Raw genomic sequence first — 19843 nt, 5'->3', positions numbered from 1 at the left:
CGTAGCGGGTGGTTTAAAGCTGGCCGCTGCGCGGCCAGCAGACTAAAGTCTTGAACGAAAGGGCGCTGACCTTCTGGTCGCGCCCTTGAAGTTGAACGTCAGATTGTCCAAATGCGGCCCGCGCAGCGTCGAGCCGTTACGCGGGTTGGTAAACCCGCGTAACTACCTACTCCCGAGCTCCGTACTGCTCGTAGTAGGCGTCGATGGCGGTCTTGAGCTCGTCGTCGATGACAACCTTGCCGTCGATCTCGTGGTTGTAGAGGGTCTCGACGACCTCGGCCATGGAGACGATGCTCGCGACGGGGAAACCGTACTTGGCCTCGATCTCCTTCTGCGCGGTGGTCACACCGCCCTTGCCGACCTCCATGCGGTTGAGGGACACGATCAGGCCCTTGATCTCGACATCGGCAGCAGCCTTGACCTTGGGATAGGTCTCGTCGATGGACTTGCCGCTGGTGGTAACGTCCTCGACCATGACCACGCGGTCGCCGTCCTTGGGCTCATAACCCAGCAGGTTGCCCTTATCGGCACCGTGGTCCTTGGCCTCCTTGCGGTCGCAGCAGTACTTGACCTCCTTGCCGTACAGCTCGTGGTAGGCAATGGCGGTCACGACGGCCAGCGGAATACCCTTGTAGGCCGGTCCAAACAGCACATCAAAGTCGTCGCCAAAGTTATCGTGGATGGCCTGGGCGTAATACTCGCCCAGCTTCTTGAGCTGATAGCCCGTCACGTAAGCGCCGGCGTTCATAAAGAACGGGGACTGACGGCCGCTCTTGAGCGTAAAGCTGCCGAACTTAAGGACGTCGGACTCGACCATAAACTTGATGAACTCTTGCTTGTAAGCCTCCATGCGGGCTCCTCTCGTAATCGCGTACGTGCCTTCCAGTTTAGCGCAGGCGAAGCGTCGATGCGGGCGCGCTTTGGGGCCACGGCATTCTGTAAAGGCTTTGTCAGGGGGAATGGTTTTCCGAACAATGGGGTTGACATGTCAAACCCCCTCATCAAGAATACGGGCGGATTAAAAAGGGGTACGAGATACCCAAAGCGCGCTGCGCTCAGCCTTTAGGAGGTGTGCCATGGAAGGCAGTCCTAGTCGAAAAACCTGCATGTCGCCCTCGGCACGCCGCGAGGACTCCGCACACGCATAAACGCCACCGGCAGATCGCCAAAACCACCACAAAGGCGCGCTGCACCCTTTGTGGGCTCAAGAGCTTGACGTGAGCGACATCTAGGTTTTTTGAAGCAAATACGACACGTACGCTAACTCCCCTCAACAAGGAGGACCCTATGCTGATGCTCAAAACCGTCACGGTACTCGAAGCCATCTCCAAGCGCCGCCGCACGGCGCGCCCTGCCGCTCATACCGGCCTATCCAAGAACACCATATTCGCCGCCACCCATAGTGCCGAGGACGCCCTCGTACTGCTTGACGCCACGGCAAACGGCCTCACCGTCGAGCAGGCAACTGAGCGCCTGAACGCCGTCGGCCCCAACACCATCGAGGCAACGACCAAAACGCTCGCCCGCCGCATCGCCGACGCGTTCATCGATCCCTTCGCCGGCATCCTCGCCGCGCTCGCGCTGGTCTCGCTCTACATCGACGTGCTCGCCGTACCCGAGCCGCAGCGCGACCCCTCCACGGTCATCGTCATCGGCATCATGCTGCTGGTATCGGGCGGTATGAAGTTTATCCAGGAAGCCCGCAGCGGCAATGCGGCCGAGGCCCTTAAGGACCTGGTCTCCAACACTTGCACCGCCCTGCGCGACGGCGGGCGCATCGAGATCCCCTTCGACGAGCTCGTCCCCGGCGATGTAATCCGCCTCTCTGCCGGCGATATGGTGCCAGCAGACGCCCGCATCATCACCGCGCGCGACCTGTTTGTGATCGAGTCCGCACTCACCGGCGAGAGCGAGGCCGTCGAGAAGACCACCGCCGTCACCGTCGTCGAGGGCGCCGACGGCTCCGCACTGCCACTCTCTGCCTGCAAGAACATCGTCTTTACCGGCACCTCCGTGCAAAACGACGCCGCCATGGCACTTGTCGTTGCCACCGGCTCGGACACCTGCCTGGGCGGCATCGCCAAGATGCTCAACGGGCGCGGCGAAAAAAGCGCGTTTGACCGCGGCGTCTCGAGCGTCTCCATGCTGCTGGTGCGCCTGATGCTCGTTATGGCGCCGGCCGTCTTTGCCATCAACGCCGCCACCAAGGGCAACGTCATCGACGCGCTGCTGTTCGCCACGAGCGTGGCCGTGGGCATCACGCCGCAGATGCTTCCCGTCATCGTGACCACGAGCCTGTCGCAGGGCGCCAAGGACCTCGCCCGTCGCCAGGTTATCGTCAAGGAGCTGCCGGCGATTCAAAACCTCGGAGCGATGGACGTCCTGTGCTGCGACAAGACCGGCACCCTCACCGAAGACCGCATCGTGCTCGAGCGCTACCTCAACACCGATGGCAACGAGGACGCGCGCGTGCTGCGCCATGCGTTTTTGAACAGCTTCTTCCAGACCGGCCTCAAAAATCTTATCGACCTGGCCGTAATCGACCGTGCCGATGTGACACCCTCGACCGTCGCACCCGATTCCATGCTGGGCCAGAGCCTGCGCGACCGCTACACCAAGGTCGACGAGGTTCCCTTCGATTTCTCGCGCCGTCGCCTGAGCGTAGTTGTCGCCGACGCCCAAGGCAAAACCCAGATGGTTACCAAGGGCGCCGCCGAGGAAATGCTCGAGATCTGCTCCTTTGTCGAGATCGATGGCATCGCTCAGCCGCTCACCGACGAGAAGCTCGCCCAGATTCGCAAGCAGATCGCCGGACTTAACGCCGAGGGCCTACGCGTAATTGCCGTGGCGCAGAAGACCAATCCGCGCTGCGTGGGCGAGTTTGGCATCGCCGACGAGTGCGACATGGTGCTGATGGGCTTTTTGGCCTTCCTCGATCCGCCCAAAGCAAGTGCCGCGGGCGCCGTCGCCACCCTCGAGGCCAAGGGCGTGGCGGTCAAGGTCCTAACCGGCGACAACGACCGCGTCGCCGCCACCGTCTGCGAGCAGATTGGTATCGATGCGAGCAACGTCTTGCTCGGCTCCGAGATCGATGCGCTCGATGACGCCGAACTTGCCGAGCGCGCCGAGAAAACCCACCTCTTCACCAAGCTCTCGCCGCTGCAGAAGGCGCGCCTGGTACGTGTCATGCGCGAGATGCTCGGCCACACCGTGGGCTTTATGGGCGACGGCATCAACGACGCCGCCGCCATGCGTGCGAGCGATTGCGGCATCTCGGTCGATTCGGCCGTCGATATTGCCAAGGAATCCGCCGATATCATCTTGCTTCAGAAGGACCTGGGCGTGCTCGAGCGCGGCATCATCGAAGGCCGCCGCACTTACGGCAACCTGCTCAAGTACCTCAAGACCACGGTGAGCTCCAACTTTGGCAATGTGCTGTCCGTGACCGTCGCGAGCCTGTTCTTGCCGTTTTTGCCCATGAGCGCCCTGCAGCTGGTACTGCTGTCGCTGGTCTACGAGATCGTGTGCACCGCACTGCCGTGGGACACCGTCGATGACGCCTGGACTGCCCGCCCGCGTGCCTGGGACGCCGCGTCCATCAAGGGCTTTATGCTCGAGCTGGGCCCCGTGAGCTCGCTGTTTGACATCGTGACCTTCGCCGCGCTCTTCTTTGTCGTGTGCCCCGCCGCCGTGGACGCAAGCTGGTCCGAGCTTGCCGCTGCGGGCGACGTCACGGGTATGACGACCTTTGCTGCGCTCTTCCAGAGCGGCTGGTTTGTCGAGTCCATGTGGTCGCAGACACTCGTGGTCCACATGTTGCGCTCCCCGCATCTGCCGAGCCCGCGCGACCACGCCGCGCCCGCATTGTGCGTTCTTACCGTGCTGGGCCTGGCGCTCGTCACCTGGCTGCCGGCAAGCCCCATCGCCGATGCGCTCGGCCTCATGGCACTGCCCGCGAGCTTTTTCGCGCTGCTCGTCGGCATCGTCACCGCCTACATCGCGCTCACTCAGCTGGCAAAGCGCCGCTACATTGCACGCCACGGCGAGCTGCTGTAGCAAGCAGACGGAAAACACCCTGCCAGTTGCCGTTGCCACTACCACAGCTGCCAACGCCGCTGCCGTTGCCTCTGCCGCCGCCGCAGTCTATCCCCCCAGCAGTTGCGGTGGAATAGTTCCTGTTTAAAGCCCCGTGACTTTAATTTAGGGACTATTCCACCGCAACTTATTGGGAGATTAGCTAGTCCTTGGGTGTCCAGGACCAGAAGAAGTTGATGAGGGCCACGCGCGAGGCGGTGCCGGTCTTTTTGTTGATCGAGGAAATGTGACGATAGAGCGTGGAGCGCGAAAGGAAGAGCGTTGTGGCGATGTCCTGAACGCTCTGGTCCGAAACGACCAAGACCTCAAGAATATCGCGCTCGCGCTCCGTAAGCCCAAAGGTGGCGACGAAGGCATCGAGGCGCTCATCGGACGTGAGCTCCGCTGCCTCCACGGGCTCAGGGTCGGAGCATGTGGGCGCAAGATCCCCACCAAGATCGTCGGTGGCAAGCGGCAGTCCGTCCCGCATCGCGGCATCATCGGCTCGTTGCCCCAACTGCCCCAGCAGCGTAATCGCAATGCCCACAAACATCACGAGCGCCGCACCGACCGCAGCCAGCACATTTTGACTCGAGATAATCGCCACTGCCGGCGCCGTCACGAACATCGAGCACACGTTGTTGACGACGCGACCCATGCACGGCCAAAAATATGACCAGCGCGCATAGAGCGAGACGGCGGCATATTTTGTGGTAAAGAACACCACGAAAAAGCCCGAGCCCAGATAAAAGATGATCGTGGCAGCAAGCTCGTTGCCGCCATTGCCATCGACGATGAGCACAAAGAACGAAAGCGTGGACAGTATGGCGGCACATGTCATGCCGATATTCATATACGAGCGGCCGTGCAGGTCAAATAGTGCGCCAGCGACCAACGAGCTCACGACAAGCAGCAGGCGCGGCCAATCGCCCAAATCGACGGTTCCGACAGCATGCAGGGTCGTGAAGCCCGCGTTGAGAGCGGCGAATACGCTGGAAAGATACGCCGTCGCCACGGTCAGGCGAACTACGGCGCGACGGAATGCCGCCTTTGCCTCGGGATCGTCATGCCACTTGGCGCCATATTCCAGAGCATCTACCGAAAGCCCGGCAGCACTGGGTTCAAAGCTGGGATCGGACTCGTCGCGCAGCTTGGCGCGTCGGGCACCGTGGAGCAACGCCACCTGCGCGATCGCACAGACGACCAGAACAGCCTGCTGAGGAATGCCGACAGGCATCACCATGTGGTTGAGAACCTGCACCAGAACGCCCATGGCGTAAGAAAGTGCGGCGGCGCGCGCCAAGCAGGGCGTTCGCGCAAAGCGCCTCGCAAAATTTGCATGAGCAGTCGATCCGCAGTAGCCCAGCGCGCAGCACGCCACCAAACCGCCGGCAATTACCACCTCAAACCGCACTGCCGTAATCATCAGCAGCAACGCCGATACCAACAGCACGCCTGTAATATCGCTCGTCGCATCGATCGTCTGGGGAAGGCGATAGTACAGAATGGGACGCACAAAGAAGCCAATCACGCTCGCGCCGATGACAAGGCTCTCATAAATAACAACCTCGTCCGGAGACACGAACTCGGCCATGCGCACATCAAAAAGATACTCGCACGCCAAAACGTGAAGAAGAACAGCGCCAGGCATATAATCTCCCGAATGCCCCGACGCAAATATGCGGTTGTGTCTCCCATGCCCCTCATGGTTAACCCCCGGCCGCTCAATTGTCTGGAATTCCATTTTAATAAAGAACCAATCTCAATATCGAAGCCGAGCTCGAAATGCTGCAAATTTGACCCCAGCCGTTCACATCACGCCGCGATTTTTAGCCGCATGGACCAGAAGGGACACGCGCGATCTCTAGCTCGGCCAGGAGTGTCTCCAACTACCACTCATTTAAGTACGTCCCCAATGAGTGGCCGAAGAGTGTCCCCGGCGTCCAATCAAAAAATGGGCCATGTGTCCCAGTTGTGGAGACTCCTTGAGCCGTCTGGGTATCGTGAAAGATCGTGCACTCCCCCATCATCAAAAGTGACACACGCTACCTGTTGATGGGAGGCAGCCATGGGCTTCTTTGACAAGATGTTCGAGAAGAAAGAGTGCGCGATTTGCGGTACCGAGCTGGGACTTTTGGGCAAGACCAAGATCAGCGAAGGCTACCTGTGCAAGGAGTGCGCCGGCAAGCTATCCCCCTTCTTCCACGCCTATCGCTCCAGCACCGCGGACGACATCCGCGAGCAGCTCGCCTACCGCGGGGCCAATGCCGAGCGCCTGGCCTCGTTCAACCCCACGCGCACGCTCTCTGCCGGGCACACCAACATCATGCTCGACGAAGACGCGGGCCTGCTGATCATTACCTCGCAGAGCCGCTGGCGCGACGCCAACCCCGACATTATCGAGTTCTCGCAGGTACTCGGCTGCGATATGGATATCGACGAGCATCGCACCGAGATCTATCGCGAGACCAAGGACGGCGAGCGCGAGAGCTACGACCCGCCGCGTTACGACCTGGATTACGACTTTAACCTGACCATTCACGTCAACACGCCGTACTTCACCGAGATCAACCTGCGCGTGAACGACTCCACCATCGATCAGCGCGGCTCCATCGAATATCGCGAGGCCAAGCGCCAGGCAACTGAAGTCCGCGATGCGCTGGTGCAGCTGCGCCAGGAGACGCGCGACAGCGTCGTGGCCGCCAAGGCCCCCAAGACCGCGGTGACCTGCCCCTTCTGCGGAGCCACCACCATTCCCGATGCCAGTGGGCGCTGCGAATACTGCGGCGGCGCCATCGGCGCATAGCCTCCGGCAGCGAAAGGACCGATCATGGCCTTCGAGAGCGTCAACTATCAATGCCCCGCGTGCGGCGGCCCCCTTCACTTTGCCAGTGCCGAGCAAAAGCTCGTCTGCGACTACTGCGATTCTCGTTTTGAAGTCGAAGAAGTCGAGGCCCTCTATCGCGAGCGCCAGGACAAGGCAGATGCCAAAGCCGATGCAGCAGCCGCAACGCCCAAGCCTGCTGTCGACGATGCCGTGCAGGAGCTGGCCCAAAACGCCGGCTACATCTGCTCGTCGTGCGGCGCCGAGCTCGTGTCCGACGGCACCGTCGCCGTCACCACCTGCCCGTACTGCGGCAACTCCGCCGTGGCGCCCGGCCAGCTCTCTGGCGACTTCTCGCCCGACCTGGTAATTCCGTTTAAGCTCGGGCACGACGACGTCACGGCCGCACTCAAGGAACACTACAAGGGCAAGATCTTGCTGCCCAAGAGCTTTGTCACCGGCAACCACATCGACGAGGTCCAAGGCGTCTACGTGCCGTTTTGGCTTTACGGCGCCCGCGCGGACGGCGAAGTGTGCTTTGATGCGACCAACGAGACCGTGACCGAGGAATCCGACCGCACCGTCACGACCACCGACCACTACGACGCCTACCGCAAGGGAAACATCTCGTTTAAGCGCGTGCCCGTCGACGGATCGTCCAAGATGCCCGACGGCCACATGGACGCCATCGAGCCGTTTGACTACGATGCCCTGCGCCCGTTTTCGGTCGCGTATATGCCCGGCTACATCGCCAACCGCTACGACGAGGACTGCGAAACCTGCAAGGCACGCGCCGAACGCGCATGGAGGAAAGCACGATCTCGGCCCTGCGTGAAACCGTCGTCGACGAATATGACGATGCCACGGTCGAAAGCAAGCAGCTCGACTACACCTGGGAAAACAGCGATTATGCCCTGTTCCCCGTGTGGATGCTTTCCACCTCGTGGAACGGCAAGAGCTACCTGTTTGCCATGAACGGCCAAACCGGCCGTATGGTCGGCGAGCTTCCTTGCTCCAAGCCCAAGCTCGCTATCGCCTCGGTGCTGTTCTTTGTGATCGGATTTGTCCTCTCCCAGATCCTCTTCATGGGTGAGAACGCCTTCGATCCGGATTACCTCGCCTTTGACATCGAGGGCATCCTCATCAACATCGTCGCGCCGCTGATCATCGTGATCATCGCAGACGTGCTGCTGGTCGGCCAGCTCAAGACAGCTAACGAGGCCACCCACGCCGACGAGTACTGCGGCGAGCTCGACCTGGTCGAGAAGCACGACACCTTCAGCCACACCGAGACCACCGTTGTCATGAAGGATGACAAGGACGACTAACCATCCTGACCAATACCACCCGGCCTTTGACGAGAAAGGAAGATCACCATGGGACTCTTGAAAGCTGGATTGGGTGCTGCCGGCGGCGTCATGGCCGACCAGTGGAAGGAATTTATCTACTGCGAATCGATGCCCGCTGACGTCTTGGCCTGCAAGGGCAGCAAGCGCACCGGCGGCCGCAGCTCCAACACGCGCGGCGAGGACAACGTCATCTCCAACGGCTCGGTCATCGCCGTCAACGACGGCCAGGGCATGCTCGTGGTGCAAAACGGCAAGATCATCGAGGTTGCGCTGGAGCCTGGCGAGTTCGTCTTTGACACCGGCAGCGAGCCGAGCGTCTTTAGCGGCAATCTGGGCGACTCCATCAAGGAGACGTTCGCCAATATCGGCAGCCGCTTTACCTTTGGCGGCGACGCGGGCAAGGACCAGCGCGTCTACTTCATCAACACCAAGGAGATCATCGGCAACAAGTACGGCACCGCCTCGCCCGTGCCCTTCCGCGTGGTCGATAACAACATTGGCCTGGACGTCGACATCTCCGTGCGCTGCAACGGCGAGTATTCGTACCGTATCACCAACCCGCTGCTGTTCTACACCAACGTATGCGGCAACGTAACCGATAGCTACACGCGCGACAAGATCGACAGCCAGCTTAAGTCCGAGCTGCTCACCGCCCTGCAGCCCGCCTTTGCCAAGATCTCGGAGATGGGCATCCGCTACAGCGCCATCCCCGGCCACACCACCGAGCTCGCCCGCGCGCTCAACGAGGTCCTCTCCGCCGACTGGCGCGACCTGCGCGGCGTCGAGATCGTGAGCTTTGGCGTCAACTCCATCGCCGCCTCGCAAGAGGACGAGCAGATGATCAAGGACCTGCAGAAAGCCGCGGTCATGCGCGATCCCACCATGGCGGCAGCCAACATTGCCAGCGCCCAGAGCGATGCGATGCGCGCGGCAGCCGCCAACCCCAACGGCGCGATGGCCGGTTTTATGGGCATGGGCATGGCAGGTGGCATGGGCGGCATGAACGCCAGTCAGCTGTTCGCCGCCGGCCAGGCACAGCAGCAGGCCGCCCCGCAGCCGGCTCCGGCACCCGCTCCCGCACCGGCTCCCACCGCCGCGCCAGCTGCCGGCACGTGGACCTGCAACTGCGGTGCCACCAACACCGGCAAGTTCTGCTCCGAGTGCGGCAGTCCCGCACCCGCCCCGGCACCGGCCAAGTGGTTCTGCCCCAACTGCGGCAGCGAAAACGGCAGCAAGTTCTGCAGCAACTGCGGAACGCCCCGGCCCTAGCCCCTCTATCTGGTAATTGGCGGGGGATCCGCCACCCCCGCATTTGCTTCTATGGGTTTCGTTCGATGAAGGAGGACACCATGAAGACAACGTTCAAAAAGTCCGTACTCGCATTTCTGACATGCGTCCTGGCGCTCGCCTTTGCCCTGACGGGCTGCAGCGGCGGCGGCAAAGACCCCAAGGCCAACTTCGTCGGCAGTTGGGAACTCTCGGGTGGAACCCTAGAGGGCGAAGAGCTGACCGATGAGTACATGAAGATGCTCGAGGATTGGGGTGTCCACTGCGTCCTGATTCTCGATGAGGACGGCACAGGCGCCCTCGACCTGTTCCTTGAAGTCGTCGACCTTAAATGGGAGGCAAAGGACGCCACCACCGTAACCATCACCGCCGAAGACGAGTCACATGACATGAAGCTCAAGGACGGTAAACTCATCCTCGAAGAAGATGACGGCAATCTTGTCTTTACCAAGTCCGACAAGGACCTGTCCGGTACGGTGAAGAAGGATCGCGAGGCGGCCGAGAAGGAAGAGGAGATCGATGAGGCCGTCGAAGACGACGATGTCCAGAACGTCGAAATCTCCCCCGCCGTCACCGTCGCCGATGACGATCTGTGCACCATCACCATCACCGAGAAGTTCAAGGACGACTGGGGCGACATCGGCTTTGTCGTCAACATCACCAACAAGAGCGACAAGGACCTGACCTTCTACGCTCCTTCCGGCAAGACCAACGTCAACGGCACCATGAAGGAACCCTGGTTCTCGGCTCACCTGATGCCCGGTACCAACGCCACCGAGGAATTCACCTTCTCGAAGGGCACGCTCGATAGCCTTGATGACCTCGTCAATACGACCATCGGCATCGACGCCTACCTGACCGATTCCTATGAGGACGTCGCCTCCTACACCGCGACCATCGCGTAGCGGCACGTAACATCAGCCGCGGATTGGCGGACACATCCGCGCACTTGCCAGGCGGGGCCGCAGGAGTTGATCCTGCGGCCCCGCCGCTTTATGCCGATGCGTAACGAGCGCTAGCGCTCCATGTTGGGAACGATGCTGCCCTCCGTTACTGCGCGCACGGCCAAGCGCATGATGTTGTCGTAGCCGGTCTTATTGAGAATCTCCGAGATGCGGCGTTTGATGGTGCCCTCGCTCATAAACAGCTCGGCCGCGATCTCGCGGCGGCTTTTACCCTCGCAGGCAAGGCGCAAGATCGACAGCTTGACATCGTCGAGGGCCGCCGTGCCCGAGAAGATGCTCTCGGGCGGCTTGGGAAACGTGCAGTAACCCGCCAGCGTGGAGCGCATCACGGCGAATAGCTCGTCGATACCGACGTTCTTGTACACAAAGCTGTCGACGCCCGCCTCGCGCGCCTGGTCCACAAAGGTGATTTCGGGCATACCCGTCATGATAATGACGCGGCACTCGGGCAGTTGTTCTTTGATGCGCGCCGCCGCCACGATGCCGTTGGAATCATGCTCGGTACATACGTCCATCAGTATCATGTCCGGGCGCTCCTTGAGCGCGACACCCAAGGCCTCGGAAGCATCGGCAATGGCGGAAACAACGGTCATATCGGGCTGGTCGCCAACGGAGCGCGCCAGGCTCTCGCGCAGGATGGCCTGGTCTTCGACTATAAGGACGCGGATCATGAGCTTCTCCTTTGAGCTGTGGCGCTGGCGTTGAGCGGGATGGACACCGCAAACGTAAAGGGCGGGGCGGCATGGATTTCCAGGCAGCCGCCCAGATCTTGCGCGACATGCCTCATACCTGGGATACCCGTTCCCTCGCGATACGATACGGGTGCAGGCGCGCCGTCGTTAGAAACGGTCATCCGCGCAACAGCACCGTCTTCCGACGTCTCCTGCCACAGACGCACGTGGACCCGATGCGCCTGTGCATGCTTGGTGGCATTGGTCGAGGCCTCGCGGATAATCTGCAAAAATGCGGCGGCGACACGCGCGTCGCTTGGCAGCTCGCCCTCCACATCGATCTGCACACTCACCAGGCCAAAGGCATGGACGATATCGCCCAATTGCTCTGCCGGTTCGGTGTCGCCCCCGCTGCGCAGATCGGCAGCGATTGAGCGCAGCAGCGGGTCGATCTGTTCGAGTGACTCGTCATCCAGGCGCCCTTCCTCCAGATAACGATGGAGAATGGACAGGCGCTGCCCGATCACGTCGTGCACGCGAGCGCGCATACGCAGATAGGCCGCATTGTCAGCAACTTTTTTGACTTCTTCGATCTGGGCTTGGAGCCCTTGGCCCGCAAGCTCAAGCAGGTGGTTGGCTTGCGCTAGGCGATCATGAGCATGCGCATACTCTGTTACATCCAGGCCGATAATGCGCTCGAAGAGGCGGCCCGAAACCATAACGTCATCGTGCACAAACAAGCGAATCTCGGCGGGAGAAACCTCGACCACCGCCCGCGCCTCACCAAAGCGGTCCAGATTAATCCGCACGCGGTTCTGGCTGCTTTCGGGCATTTGCATGCTGAGTTTGCGCAGGTCGTTCCATGTACCGCTCATATCGCCTAGGTCGGTGGGCATATGAAGCTCCACCAGGTTTTTTCGCATGCAGCGGTTCATGAGCAGCGGACGGCCCCTCGGGTCCAGATACAGGATGCCCACGGGAATCACGTTGATGGTCTCGATCGTCGAGAACGCGGTGATATCCTCCTGGCGGTTACGGACGTCCATCAAGAGCGCCGCGATGGAACGGAACAGGAAGAACGCTCCCTCTGCGATAAGGACAACGGTCCACGCCGAGCCCATGGCAAAAACCACCGGCGGCGTCACGGCGACAACAAGCAGCAGCTCGACCAGCATGACGGGGCGACGATAGCGCACCATAAGCACCACGCCATAGGCAAAGATTGCGGCATTGAGCCACAGCGCTCCGCCCATTGCCCTGGCGCAAACGTCAAGCGGCGCCACCAGATACGAGCCAGACGACGCGAACAGGATAAGCGCCGAAACCACCAGGTGAAGCACGAGGCTCGCCTCGTAGGTGCAAACCGCCTTACGGTTATAGGACGAGCGGCGCGATGCGATGAGCGGGACGTGGATCGTCTGCAGACACGCAGCCAGGGCAAAGACAACATCGAGCGCAACGATTTGGGGAAGAATGAGCGAAATCTGCATCGTCACTCACCCGCCCTCGGCATCAAGACGATCATGCGCAGCTGGCCGGGCTCGCCCTCAAGGCGGTATGCCACGTTGCGCCCTTGCAGAGCGCTTTCGAGCTCTTGCGCAGCGGGCGTCTGCGAAAGATCTGCATCATCGTTGGAAAAAAGCGCGGCACGCAGCTCGACACTGCATCGGTCATGATCGCCCAAGTGATACATAAGCGCCGGATGGTCGGTGGTGTAGGCAAAAAATGCAAAGTCATACACGCAGTCGTACAGGGCGCTTACCGTACTGGCGTGCATCGGGCGCCGTATGGCGATAATCGAGGCGCAATCGATATCGATGGTGCGCAGGTCGCTTGCGAGCTCGTTGGCAATGAGCTGAATGCGGTCGCGATCAAAACCGCTCTCCCCGTGCTGTGCCAACGTGAGCGACCCCTTGCGCTTGCAATAGGCGACGAGCATCTTGGCGCGCTGCAGCATGCGGTAACGCTCGTGCGAAGACGATTCATCGGTCAACGGCGGTAGCGAGCTCAGCAGGTCGTACATCCCTTCGAGCGCGCGGGCAAGCGCCTGGTCCACGTCTTGGACCAGCAAGGTCTCGGCCTCTTGGTCTGCCAGGTGCGTCTTAAGGTCGTAGTCGGCAGCGAGCAGCTCGTTTTGACGTTGCAGCTCCATGCGACGGTGTGCCAGTTCACGGTTAAGCTCGTTGAGATCCGACACGTCTTGGGCAAGCAGGGCCGATCCGCCCAACAGTGGAAAGGCACGGTACATCACATCGGGATCGGACGCCACGGCAAAGGCATGGGCGCGGCTGTGCGCCTGGGTCCGCAACTCCTCGCGCACGCCTACCGGCATTGGCTTTGACACTGGCGTGGCATAGACTTCCTGCAGGTCGCGCGTTAGAACTTTGAGGTCAAGCGGCAAGGTGTCGAAAATACCGGCGATGTCGTGATATGACGGAATGACACCACAATCGAGACAGATTTCCATCGCCACCACGCACAAGACGCAATAGATGAGCGAGAAGTTGAGCCTCCATGCCCAGGGCACGCGCAACGCATATGAGATGGCAAAGAACGCGCCGCCCAGGAGCACGAGCGCCGCCGTGCCCGAGAAACGTTGGATGCGAAAGGACGAGGACCGGCCCACCAGGATAAAAAAGGCCACAAAGTTAAAGGCCGTCCACACTAAGACGGCGAAATAACCCCAGCCGTACGTGTAATCGTTGCTCCAGGTGTCGCTTGTACGGTCAAAGCGGAAGATCTGCTGGTGAAAATCGTTGGTGAGAACAAATCCGATAAGCAGGATGGCCACAATCCACAGCGCAGCGCAGTAGCGGCGACCCAGGCGGTGTTGCTCCAGACCCGCAAGGCGCAAACCACACAACTGGTAGAGCAGCGGAATGAGCGTCATGGGCACGTAGTACAGGTACCACAGCACGGTGGCATAGAACGGCGTGAACGACTTGTACTTGAGAATGACTTCGATCATCCACAGGGCGCAGATGGTGGCGATGGCAACAAGGCGGCGGCGCAACACATAGTCCAAACAGCGCAGATAGACCGATACGCCCCAGATCGAAAATGCAATTGCGGCAACAAGCAACGGCAGAGAGCTCGAATGGACGAGCGCATCCACGACCTCTTCGGACACCTCGCTATAGGCGGGCACGGCGTTAGAAAGTTTGGGGTCGAAGGCGAACAGCGCCGGCAAGACTGCCAAAAGCATGAGGAACAGTGCGGTGATGGCGCCGGCGATAGCGAAGACGCGGCGACGGTACGCCTGATGTGTTATGCCAACAAGGAATCGCGGCATGGCGAAGAGCCTGCCGCCCCTGGGATCCGCCACGGGTGCGGATCGGGCGGCCGCGTGGCCGATATGTCGCTCGCGGGTACCCATAGTGCTTTTAGTGTACCGACAGGCAGGCTCAAAAAGCGGGCCACATGTCCCAAAATCCGCAGACGGCAAGGCGCCCGGCGAGCACATACTCGCCGGGCGCCTTGGTTAGGAGACTATAAGGTTGAGTGTCTCAGCTTCCTTAGGACAGGTCCTCACCATTCGTTTCAATGACGTGCTTGTACCAGTCAAAGCTCTTCTTCTTGGAACGCTTGAGGGTACCGTTGCCGGCATCGTCGCGGTCCACATAGATAAAGCCGTAGCGCTTGGACATCTCGCCCGTGCCGGCAGACACCAGGTCGATCGGGCCCCAGGTGGTGTAGCCCAGCAGGTCAACGCCGTCCTCGGTCACCGCGTCGCGCATCGCGGCAATATGCTGGCGCAGGTAGTCGATACGGTAGTCGTCGTTGATGGAACCGTCCTCTTCGACAACATCCTTGGCGCCCAGACCGTTCTCAACCACAAACAGCGGCTTCTGATAACGGTCGTACAGGTCGTTGAGGGTGATGCGGAAGCCCAGCGGATCGATGGCCCAACCCCACTGGCTCTCCTGCAGGTAGGGGTTCTTGGCGCCGGCGAAGGCGTTGCCCTGGGTACGCTCGACATCGGGGTTGTCGGCACCGGCAGAGCAGCGGGTGCTGTAGTAGCTAAAGCTGATGAAGTCGACGGTGTTGGCGGCTAGGATCTCGCGGTCCTCGTCGGTCATGCCCACATCGATGCCCAGACGCTCGAGCTTCTTGACGGCATAGGCCGGGTAGTAGCCACGGCTCTGAACGTCGACGAAGAAGTAATTGTCCTGATTGTCGAGCTGCGCCTGGCGCACATCGCCCGGACGGCAGCTGTAGGGGTAGTAGCTACCTGCGGCGAGCATGCAGCCAATCTTGACCTCAGGATCGATCTCGTGAGCGATCTTGGTTGCCCAAGCGCTGGCGACGAGCTCGTTGTGGGCGGCCAGGTACTCGACGGCCTCCTTGTTCTCGCCCTCCTCAAAGACCAGACCGGCACCCATAAACGGCAGGTGCAGGATCATATTGATCTCGTTAAAGGTAAGCCAGTACTTCACCAGACCCTTGTAGCGGGTGAAGATCGTGGTCGCGAGGTTCTTGTAGAAGTCGATGAGCTTGCGGTTGCGCCAGCCGCCGTACTCCTTGATGAGGTGAATCGGGCAGTCGAAGTGCGTGATGGTCACGAGCGGCTCGATGCCGTGCGCCTGGCACTCGCGGAATACGTCCTCGTAGAAGGCCAGGCCAGCCTCGTTGGGCTCGGCCTCGTCACCGTTGGGGAAGATGCGGGTCCAAGCCAGGCTCATACGGAAGGTCTTAAAGCCCATCTCGGCAAAGAGGGCGATGTCCTCCTTGTAGTGGTGATAGAAATCGATGCCGGTCTGCGCGGGATAGTAATAGCCGTCCTCGAAGTCGAGCATCTTGCGCTGGCCGGAGACCACCGCATAGCGCTCGGGGCCGTGCGGAGCCACGTCCACGTTGGCCAGGCCGCGGCCGTCCACGTCGTAGGCGCCCTCGCACTGGTTGGCAGCCGTCGCGCCGCCCCACAGGAAGTCATTACGGAAAGCCATGCATCAATCCTTTCGCACGCTGTTGTCATAGGCTCAGTATCCCTACAAACAACGCGTCGCTCAACGGCAACGACGCAGGTCGATACTTCTTTTCGCGTGCAGGCGCCCGGCAGCCGCCCCGCCTGACACTTTCTGATACCCGCCTGCCCAAACCACCACAAAGGGAACAGGCACCTTTGTGGTGGTTGGGCCCGGTTTGTCTCGATCTGTAACAGTTAGGCCGCCAAAACCGGGCCTGGTGTTACAGATTGAGATCTTTCGGGCAGCCCTCTGCAGTTTGTCTCGATCTGTAACAGGTAGAGACGATTTAGCCCGCTAGATGTTACAGATCGAGACAGAAGATTCTAGTCGCAGGCGATGTCGAGGTTTTTGCCGATGAGGCCTACGTAGCCGCCCTCGGCTGCCTTGGGGCTGTCAGCATGGCAGAGAACCCACTTGTCGGCCTTCCAGTAGCAGTAGCTGTCACCGGTGGCAGGCATGTCGGCTGCGGCCTCGGGGCGCGGGCCGTTGGTGCCCGCCGGCAGCGCCACCATCACCTGGAAGCCGCCTTCGTCGACCATGCACGGCGTGTAGTGGAGCGTGGTGTTGAAGACTTCGACGACCGTACCCGCCGGCACGCGAAACGCCTTGACGCACGCGGTGTCGAGCTTGCCGTCCTCGATCTCCCAGCGATGCGCCACGAGCAGGATAAAGTCGCGAGCGCCCAGGTTGAATTCGCTCGCGCGGTGATACTCCAGGCAGTTGAGTCGTGTATTGTGGCCGTTGCACCAGCCGAGCTGGAAGGGACGGCCACCAAACATGAGAAAGCCAAGCTTGTCGGCATCCTTGACGTCCTCGAGCTCCGGCGCACTTGCAACGTACTTGCTGCCCTCGGGAATGGGCGTGGCAGAGAGCGCCTCGAGCACGGGCGACGTAAGCTCGGACGGAACGTTATCCCAAACGTTGCCATAGGACTTGAACTCGGGATCGTTGACAGAGTAGATATGCATGTTCACTCCTGTTCGTAAATGTGACTATACGAACATTCTAGAACAAACATGAGCGATTTTGAACGCTCGTCCCGACCAATCAACAAAAAGGCGCCCCCGCATAAGCGAAGACGCCCAATGCGCGCGTTTTGGGCGATAAAGCCCTTATGCCTGCTGATAGTGCAGGTGCTTCTCGTCGATATCGGCCAGGTCGCGGTCGAGGTAACGGCGCGCGAGCCAGTTAGCCATGGGAAGGTTCTGGTCCAGGTAGTTGCCGCACTCCTCGGGAGCGGCACCGGGGACATCGCCCTCAAAGTCGGCGACAAACTCGAACAGCTCACGCACGAGCGGCAGGATCTCCTCGCTCGTCACCTCACCAAATACGACGAGGTAAAAGCCCGTGCGGCAGCCCATGGGGCCAAAGTAGACAATGCGGCTCGACCACTCGGCATGATTGCGAAGGAACGTCGCGCCCAGGTGCTCAATGGTGTGACACTCGGCGGTGTTCATGACCGGCTCCTTGTTGGGCGTGGTCAGGCGCAGGTCAAACGTGGTGACGGCAGCACCGGTCGCCGGATCGCGGTCGATGCGGCTCACATACACGCCGGGCTCAAGCAGCAGATGGTCAACGGAAAAGCTGGCGATGCGCTCCATGGCAGATCCTCTCGATAGTCAAATTGGGACGGGGCTCTTTTAGCTGGTTCGATTGGTCGCACCAATCATACCAGTCAAAAAGCCCCGTCCCAAAAAGACAACTTAGCCAAGGACACGGGCCATACGCGTCTTGAACTCGGACAGGAAGCGCGGAGCATCCACGGTCAGTGCCACAAGCGCGCTCTTGTCCGGATCGGACAGGCGACGCTCATCGCAGATGGTGCGACCGCGGTACTCGCCCAGCAGATCAACACGCAGGTTGCAGCCGAGCGCACCTACGAGCGTGGGGTCGATCGCCACGGCAACGGCCAGCGGATCGTGCAGCGCACAACCACCCAGGTAGGGTGCGTTCATCTCGTACGAGCCAATGTAGTGCTCGACCATGCTCGCAAATGCGCAGCCCGCCATGGTGCCCGAGCCCGTCCAGCCGGCAATGTCGCGGCGTGTGAGCACCACGCGATGCGTCACGTCCAGACCCACCATGGTGAGCTTACGGCCCGAGCGCAGCACTGCGTCGGCTGCCTCGGGGTCGCTCGCCATATTGGCCTCGGCGCCCGCGCTCACGTTACCGGGCACGGTAAGGGCGCCGCCCATTACGACCACGCGGCCGATGGACATCATCGCCGCCGCATCGCGCTCCAGGGCGAGCGCCAGGTTGGAGAGCGGGCCAGTCGCTACGTAGACCAGATCGGGACCATAGGTGCGCGCGGCATCGATCAGATAATCGACCGCAGCGTTGCCGTCGGCCGAGGTCGCCCCCACCGGCTCGTAGGGCGACGCGGGCACGCTCGCGCCGCCGATGCCGTTCTTGCCGTGAATGAGCGCGGTGGACGCCGGCGGCGTATAGGGCTCAGTCGCCTGCAGAGGACGGTCGGCACCCAGGTACACCGGAACCTCGGGGCGACCCAGCAGATCGAGCACCGCCAGGCAGTTGTGCGCCGATTGCTCGACGCGCACGTTGCCAAAGCACGTGGTGATGCCCACGAGCTCCACCTCGGGGCTCGCGATGGCATAGGCCAGCGCCATCGCATCGTCCACACCCATATCCAGATCAAGGATCAGCTTCTTGATTGCCATTGTTCTACTCCGCTTCTCCGTCTTTATCGTTTAACTAAACCAATGTTCAACTTCGGCGCGCGTGGGAATCGATTGCTGAGCGCCCAGGCGCGACACCGTCACTGCCGAGGCGCGAGCACCCGCGGCCATGCACTCAAAGAGCGGCAAGCCCTCTAGGCGAGCCGCCGCCAACGCGCCGATAAACGTATCGCCGGCGGCCGTGGTATCGACTACCGTACTCGAAAGTGCCGGCATGCGCAGCAGCTCACCGCCATCGCCGAGCGTAACCGAGCCGGCACCGCCCAACGTGATGACCGCAGCGCCGGCGCCCTTGTCGAGCAGCGCATTGAGCGCGGCGACGCAACTCACATCATCCGTGGGCAGAATGCCCGTCAGAACCTGGCACTCGGTCTCGTTGGGACAGACCAGGTCGACCGCAGGCCAGACCTCCGCAGGCAGCTCGCAGGCAGGCGCCGGATTAAAGACCGTATAGAACCCCAGCCCATGAGCGCAAACAAGCGCCTCGGCCGTCGCTGCAAGGTCACATTCACCCTGGGCGATAAAGACGCTTCCGGCAGCCGGGGCAATCTCGCTGGCGTCGCCGTCGAGCTCATGGGCCACCAGACGCCTCAGCGCGCAGGCAACGTCCGCGCCCGCAAGCGCATGGTTGGCGCCCGGTGACAGTATGATGCGGTTGTCGCCCTCGCAGCGAATGATGGTCGCGGTACCGGTCTCCACGTCATCGCGAAGCGCCACGAACTCAACGCCCACGCCAGCATCCTGGAGCCCTGCCACAAGCGCATCGCCAAAGGTATCGCGCCCAACAGCGCCGATCATGCACGTGCGCGCACCCATGCGCGCAGCGGCGACGGCCTGGTTGGCGCCCTTACCGCCGGCGTTGGTGATAAAGCCGCTACCGCCGACGGTCTCGCCCGCGCGCGGCATGCGCTCGCACGCCACCGAAAGGTCCATGTTCATGCTGCCGAACACCGCAACGATGCCGCGATCTGCCATGGAAACCTCCTCATCTGCGGGCCTTATACCCACCG

Annotated in this window: 16 protein-coding genes; 6 read left to right on the top strand and 10 right to left on the bottom strand. The window is 61.2% G+C overall.

Features of this window, described 5'->3' with window-relative positions; translation table 11 throughout:
* Positions 1 to 166: 166 nt before the first annotated feature.
* Complete coding sequence (pyrE, locus tag KSY82_RS01275) at positions 167 to 850, bottom strand: orotate phosphoribosyltransferase (protein WP_117848347.1); 684 nt, start codon at positions 848 to 850, stop codon at positions 167 to 169.
* Positions 851 to 1287: 437 nt separating this feature from the next.
* On the opposite strand from pyrE, the gene mgtA reads away from it, so the two are divergent.
* Positions 1288 to 4056 carry a magnesium-translocating P-type ATPase gene (gene mgtA, locus KSY82_RS01270; RefSeq protein ID WP_217749931.1) on the top strand — a complete coding sequence of 923 codons (2769 nt, stop codon included), beginning with the start codon at positions 1288 to 1290 and terminating at the stop codon, positions 4054 to 4056.
* 181 nt (positions 4057 to 4237) lie between these two features.
* On the opposite strand, the gene KSY82_RS01265 is transcribed toward mgtA, so the two are convergent.
* Positions 4238 to 5725: a helix-turn-helix transcriptional regulator gene (locus tag KSY82_RS01265; protein WP_217749930.1), complete on the bottom strand. Its 1488-nt coding sequence runs from the start codon at positions 5723 to 5725 to the stop codon at positions 4238 to 4240.
* 417 nt (positions 5726 to 6142) lie between these two features.
* On the opposite strand from KSY82_RS01265, the gene KSY82_RS01260 reads away from it, so the two are divergent.
* From KSY82_RS01260 to KSY82_RS01240, 5 genes are all read left to right on the top strand, one after another.
* Positions 6143 to 6880: a DUF4428 domain-containing protein gene (locus KSY82_RS01260; protein ID WP_217749929.1), complete on the top strand. Its 738-nt coding sequence runs from the start codon at positions 6143 to 6145 to the stop codon at positions 6878 to 6880.
* 24 nt (positions 6881 to 6904) lie between these two features.
* Positions 6905 to 7873: a hypothetical protein gene (locus KSY82_RS01255; protein WP_217749928.1), complete on the top strand. Its 969-nt coding sequence runs from the start codon at positions 6905 to 6907 to the stop codon at positions 7871 to 7873.
* On the top strand, positions 7870 to 8226 hold the full coding sequence (locus tag KSY82_RS01250; RefSeq protein WP_217749927.1) for a hypothetical protein: 357 nt from the start codon (positions 7870 to 7872) through the stop codon (positions 8224 to 8226). Before KSY82_RS01255 ends, KSY82_RS01250 begins: the two co-directional genes overlap by 4 nt.
* Positions 8227 to 8274: 48 nt before the next feature.
* The gene (locus KSY82_RS01245; protein ID WP_217749926.1) at positions 8275 to 9516 is read left to right on the top strand and encodes an SPFH domain-containing protein; all 1242 of its coding nucleotides are present in this window, start codon (positions 8275 to 8277) and stop codon (positions 9514 to 9516) included.
* Positions 9517 to 9596: 80 nt separating this feature from the next.
* The gene (locus KSY82_RS01240) at positions 9597 to 10439 is read left to right on the top strand and encodes a hypothetical protein (RefSeq protein WP_217749925.1); all 843 of its coding nucleotides are present in this window, start codon (positions 9597 to 9599) and stop codon (positions 10437 to 10439) included.
* A 110-nt stretch (positions 10440 to 10549) separates the two neighbouring features.
* Here the strand turns inward: KSY82_RS01240 and KSY82_RS01235 are convergent, their stop codons facing one another.
* The 8 genes from KSY82_RS01235 to KSY82_RS01200 all read right to left on the bottom strand — a co-directional run bounded on the left by KSY82_RS01235 (position 10550) and on the right by KSY82_RS01200 (position 19808).
* On the bottom strand, positions 10550 to 11170 hold the full coding sequence (locus tag KSY82_RS01235) for a response regulator transcription factor (RefSeq protein WP_217749924.1): 621 nt from the start codon (positions 11168 to 11170) through the stop codon (positions 10550 to 10552).
* Positions 11167 to 12666 (bottom strand): sensor histidine kinase, encoded by a 1500-nt coding sequence (locus KSY82_RS01230; RefSeq protein ID WP_217749923.1) that lies wholly within the window; start codon positions 12664 to 12666, stop codon positions 11167 to 11169. The genes KSY82_RS01235 and KSY82_RS01230 overlap by 4 nt, the downstream gene beginning before the upstream one ends.
* Entirely contained in the window at positions 12663 to 14462 is a 1800-nt protein-coding gene (locus KSY82_RS01225; protein WP_217749922.1) for a histidine kinase N-terminal 7TM domain-containing protein, read from the bottom strand. The genes KSY82_RS01230 and KSY82_RS01225 overlap by 4 nt, the downstream gene beginning before the upstream one ends.
* Positions 14463 to 14685: 223 nt before the next feature.
* The gene (locus tag KSY82_RS01220; protein ID WP_196022346.1) at positions 14686 to 16116 is read right to left on the bottom strand and encodes a 6-phospho-beta-glucosidase; all 1431 of its coding nucleotides are present in this window, start codon (positions 16114 to 16116) and stop codon (positions 14686 to 14688) included.
* Positions 16117 to 16460: 344 nt separating this feature from the next.
* Positions 16461 to 17105 (bottom strand): DUF4867 family protein, encoded by a 645-nt coding sequence (locus tag KSY82_RS01215; protein WP_195624811.1) that lies wholly within the window; start codon positions 17103 to 17105, stop codon positions 16461 to 16463.
* Positions 17106 to 17249: 144 nt separating this feature from the next.
* Positions 17250 to 17738, bottom strand: a complete 489-nt coding sequence (locus KSY82_RS01210; protein ID WP_117798872.1) for an S-ribosylhomocysteine lyase — start codon at positions 17736 to 17738, stop codon at positions 17250 to 17252.
* A 102-nt stretch (positions 17739 to 17840) separates the two neighbouring features.
* Positions 17841 to 18815: a nucleoside hydrolase gene (locus KSY82_RS01205; RefSeq protein ID WP_138374336.1), complete on the bottom strand. Its 975-nt coding sequence runs from the start codon at positions 18813 to 18815 to the stop codon at positions 17841 to 17843.
* 30 nt (positions 18816 to 18845) lie between these two features.
* Positions 18846 to 19808: a ribokinase gene (locus tag KSY82_RS01200; RefSeq protein ID WP_217749921.1), complete on the bottom strand. Its 963-nt coding sequence runs from the start codon at positions 19806 to 19808 to the stop codon at positions 18846 to 18848.
* Between the last annotated feature and the right edge of the window lie 35 nt (positions 19809 to 19843).

The organism is Collinsella aerofaciens, from assembly GCF_019131995.1.
Lineage (GTDB): Bacteria > Actinomycetota > Coriobacteriia > Coriobacteriales > Coriobacteriaceae > Collinsella > Collinsella aerofaciens_S.
The sequence above is the reverse complement of the archived record's forward strand: the minus strand, read 5'-3'. Positions and strand labels throughout refer to the sequence as shown.

What these genes read in the sequence shown, in the direction of transcription:
- KSY82_RS01235 (WP_217749924.1), bottom strand. Translation starts at nt 11,170, where the DNA reads ATGATCCGCGTCCTTATAGTCGAAGACCAGGCCATCCTGCGCGAGAGC.
- KSY82_RS01210 (WP_117798872.1), bottom strand. Translation starts at nt 17,738, where the DNA reads ATGGAGCGCATCGCCAGCTTTTCCGTTGACCATCTGCTGCTTGAGCCC.
- KSY82_RS01205 (WP_138374336.1), bottom strand. Translation starts at nt 18,815, where the DNA reads ATGGCAATCAAGAAGCTGATCCTTGATCTGGATATGGGTGTGGACGAT.
- KSY82_RS01215 (WP_195624811.1), bottom strand. Translation starts at nt 17,105, where the DNA reads ATGCATATCTACTCTGTCAACGATCCCGAGTTCAAGTCCTATGGCAAC.
- KSY82_RS01245 (WP_217749926.1), top strand. Translation starts at nt 8,275, where the DNA reads ATGGGACTCTTGAAAGCTGGATTGGGTGCTGCCGGCGGCGTCATGGCC.
- KSY82_RS01265 (WP_217749930.1), bottom strand. Translation starts at nt 5,725, where the DNA reads ATGCCTGGCGCTGTTCTTCTTCACGTTTTGGCGTGCGAGTATCTTTTT.
- KSY82_RS01200 (WP_217749921.1), bottom strand. Translation starts at nt 19,808, where the DNA reads ATGGCAGATCGCGGCATCGTTGCGGTGTTCGGCAGCATGAACATGGAC.
- pyrE (WP_117848347.1), bottom strand. Translation starts at nt 850, where the DNA reads ATGGAGGCTTACAAGCAAGAGTTCATCAAGTTTATGGTCGAGTCCGAC.
- KSY82_RS01260 (WP_217749929.1), top strand. Translation starts at nt 6,143, where the DNA reads ATGGGCTTCTTTGACAAGATGTTCGAGAAGAAAGAGTGCGCGATTTGC.
- KSY82_RS01220 (WP_196022346.1), bottom strand. Translation starts at nt 16,116, where the DNA reads ATGGCTTTCCGTAATGACTTCCTGTGGGGCGGCGCGACGGCTGCCAAC.
- KSY82_RS01255 (WP_217749928.1), top strand. Translation starts at nt 6,905, where the DNA reads ATGGCCTTCGAGAGCGTCAACTATCAATGCCCCGCGTGCGGCGGCCCC.
- KSY82_RS01225 (WP_217749922.1), bottom strand. Translation starts at nt 14,462, where the DNA reads ATGCCGCGATTCCTTGTTGGCATAACACATCAGGCGTACCGTCGCCGC.
- mgtA (WP_217749931.1), top strand. Translation starts at nt 1,288, where the DNA reads ATGCTGATGCTCAAAACCGTCACGGTACTCGAAGCCATCTCCAAGCGC.
- KSY82_RS01240 (WP_217749925.1), top strand. Translation starts at nt 9,597, where the DNA reads ATGAAGACAACGTTCAAAAAGTCCGTACTCGCATTTCTGACATGCGTC.
- KSY82_RS01250 (WP_217749927.1), top strand. Translation starts at nt 7,870, where the DNA reads ATGAACGGCCAAACCGGCCGTATGGTCGGCGAGCTTCCTTGCTCCAAG.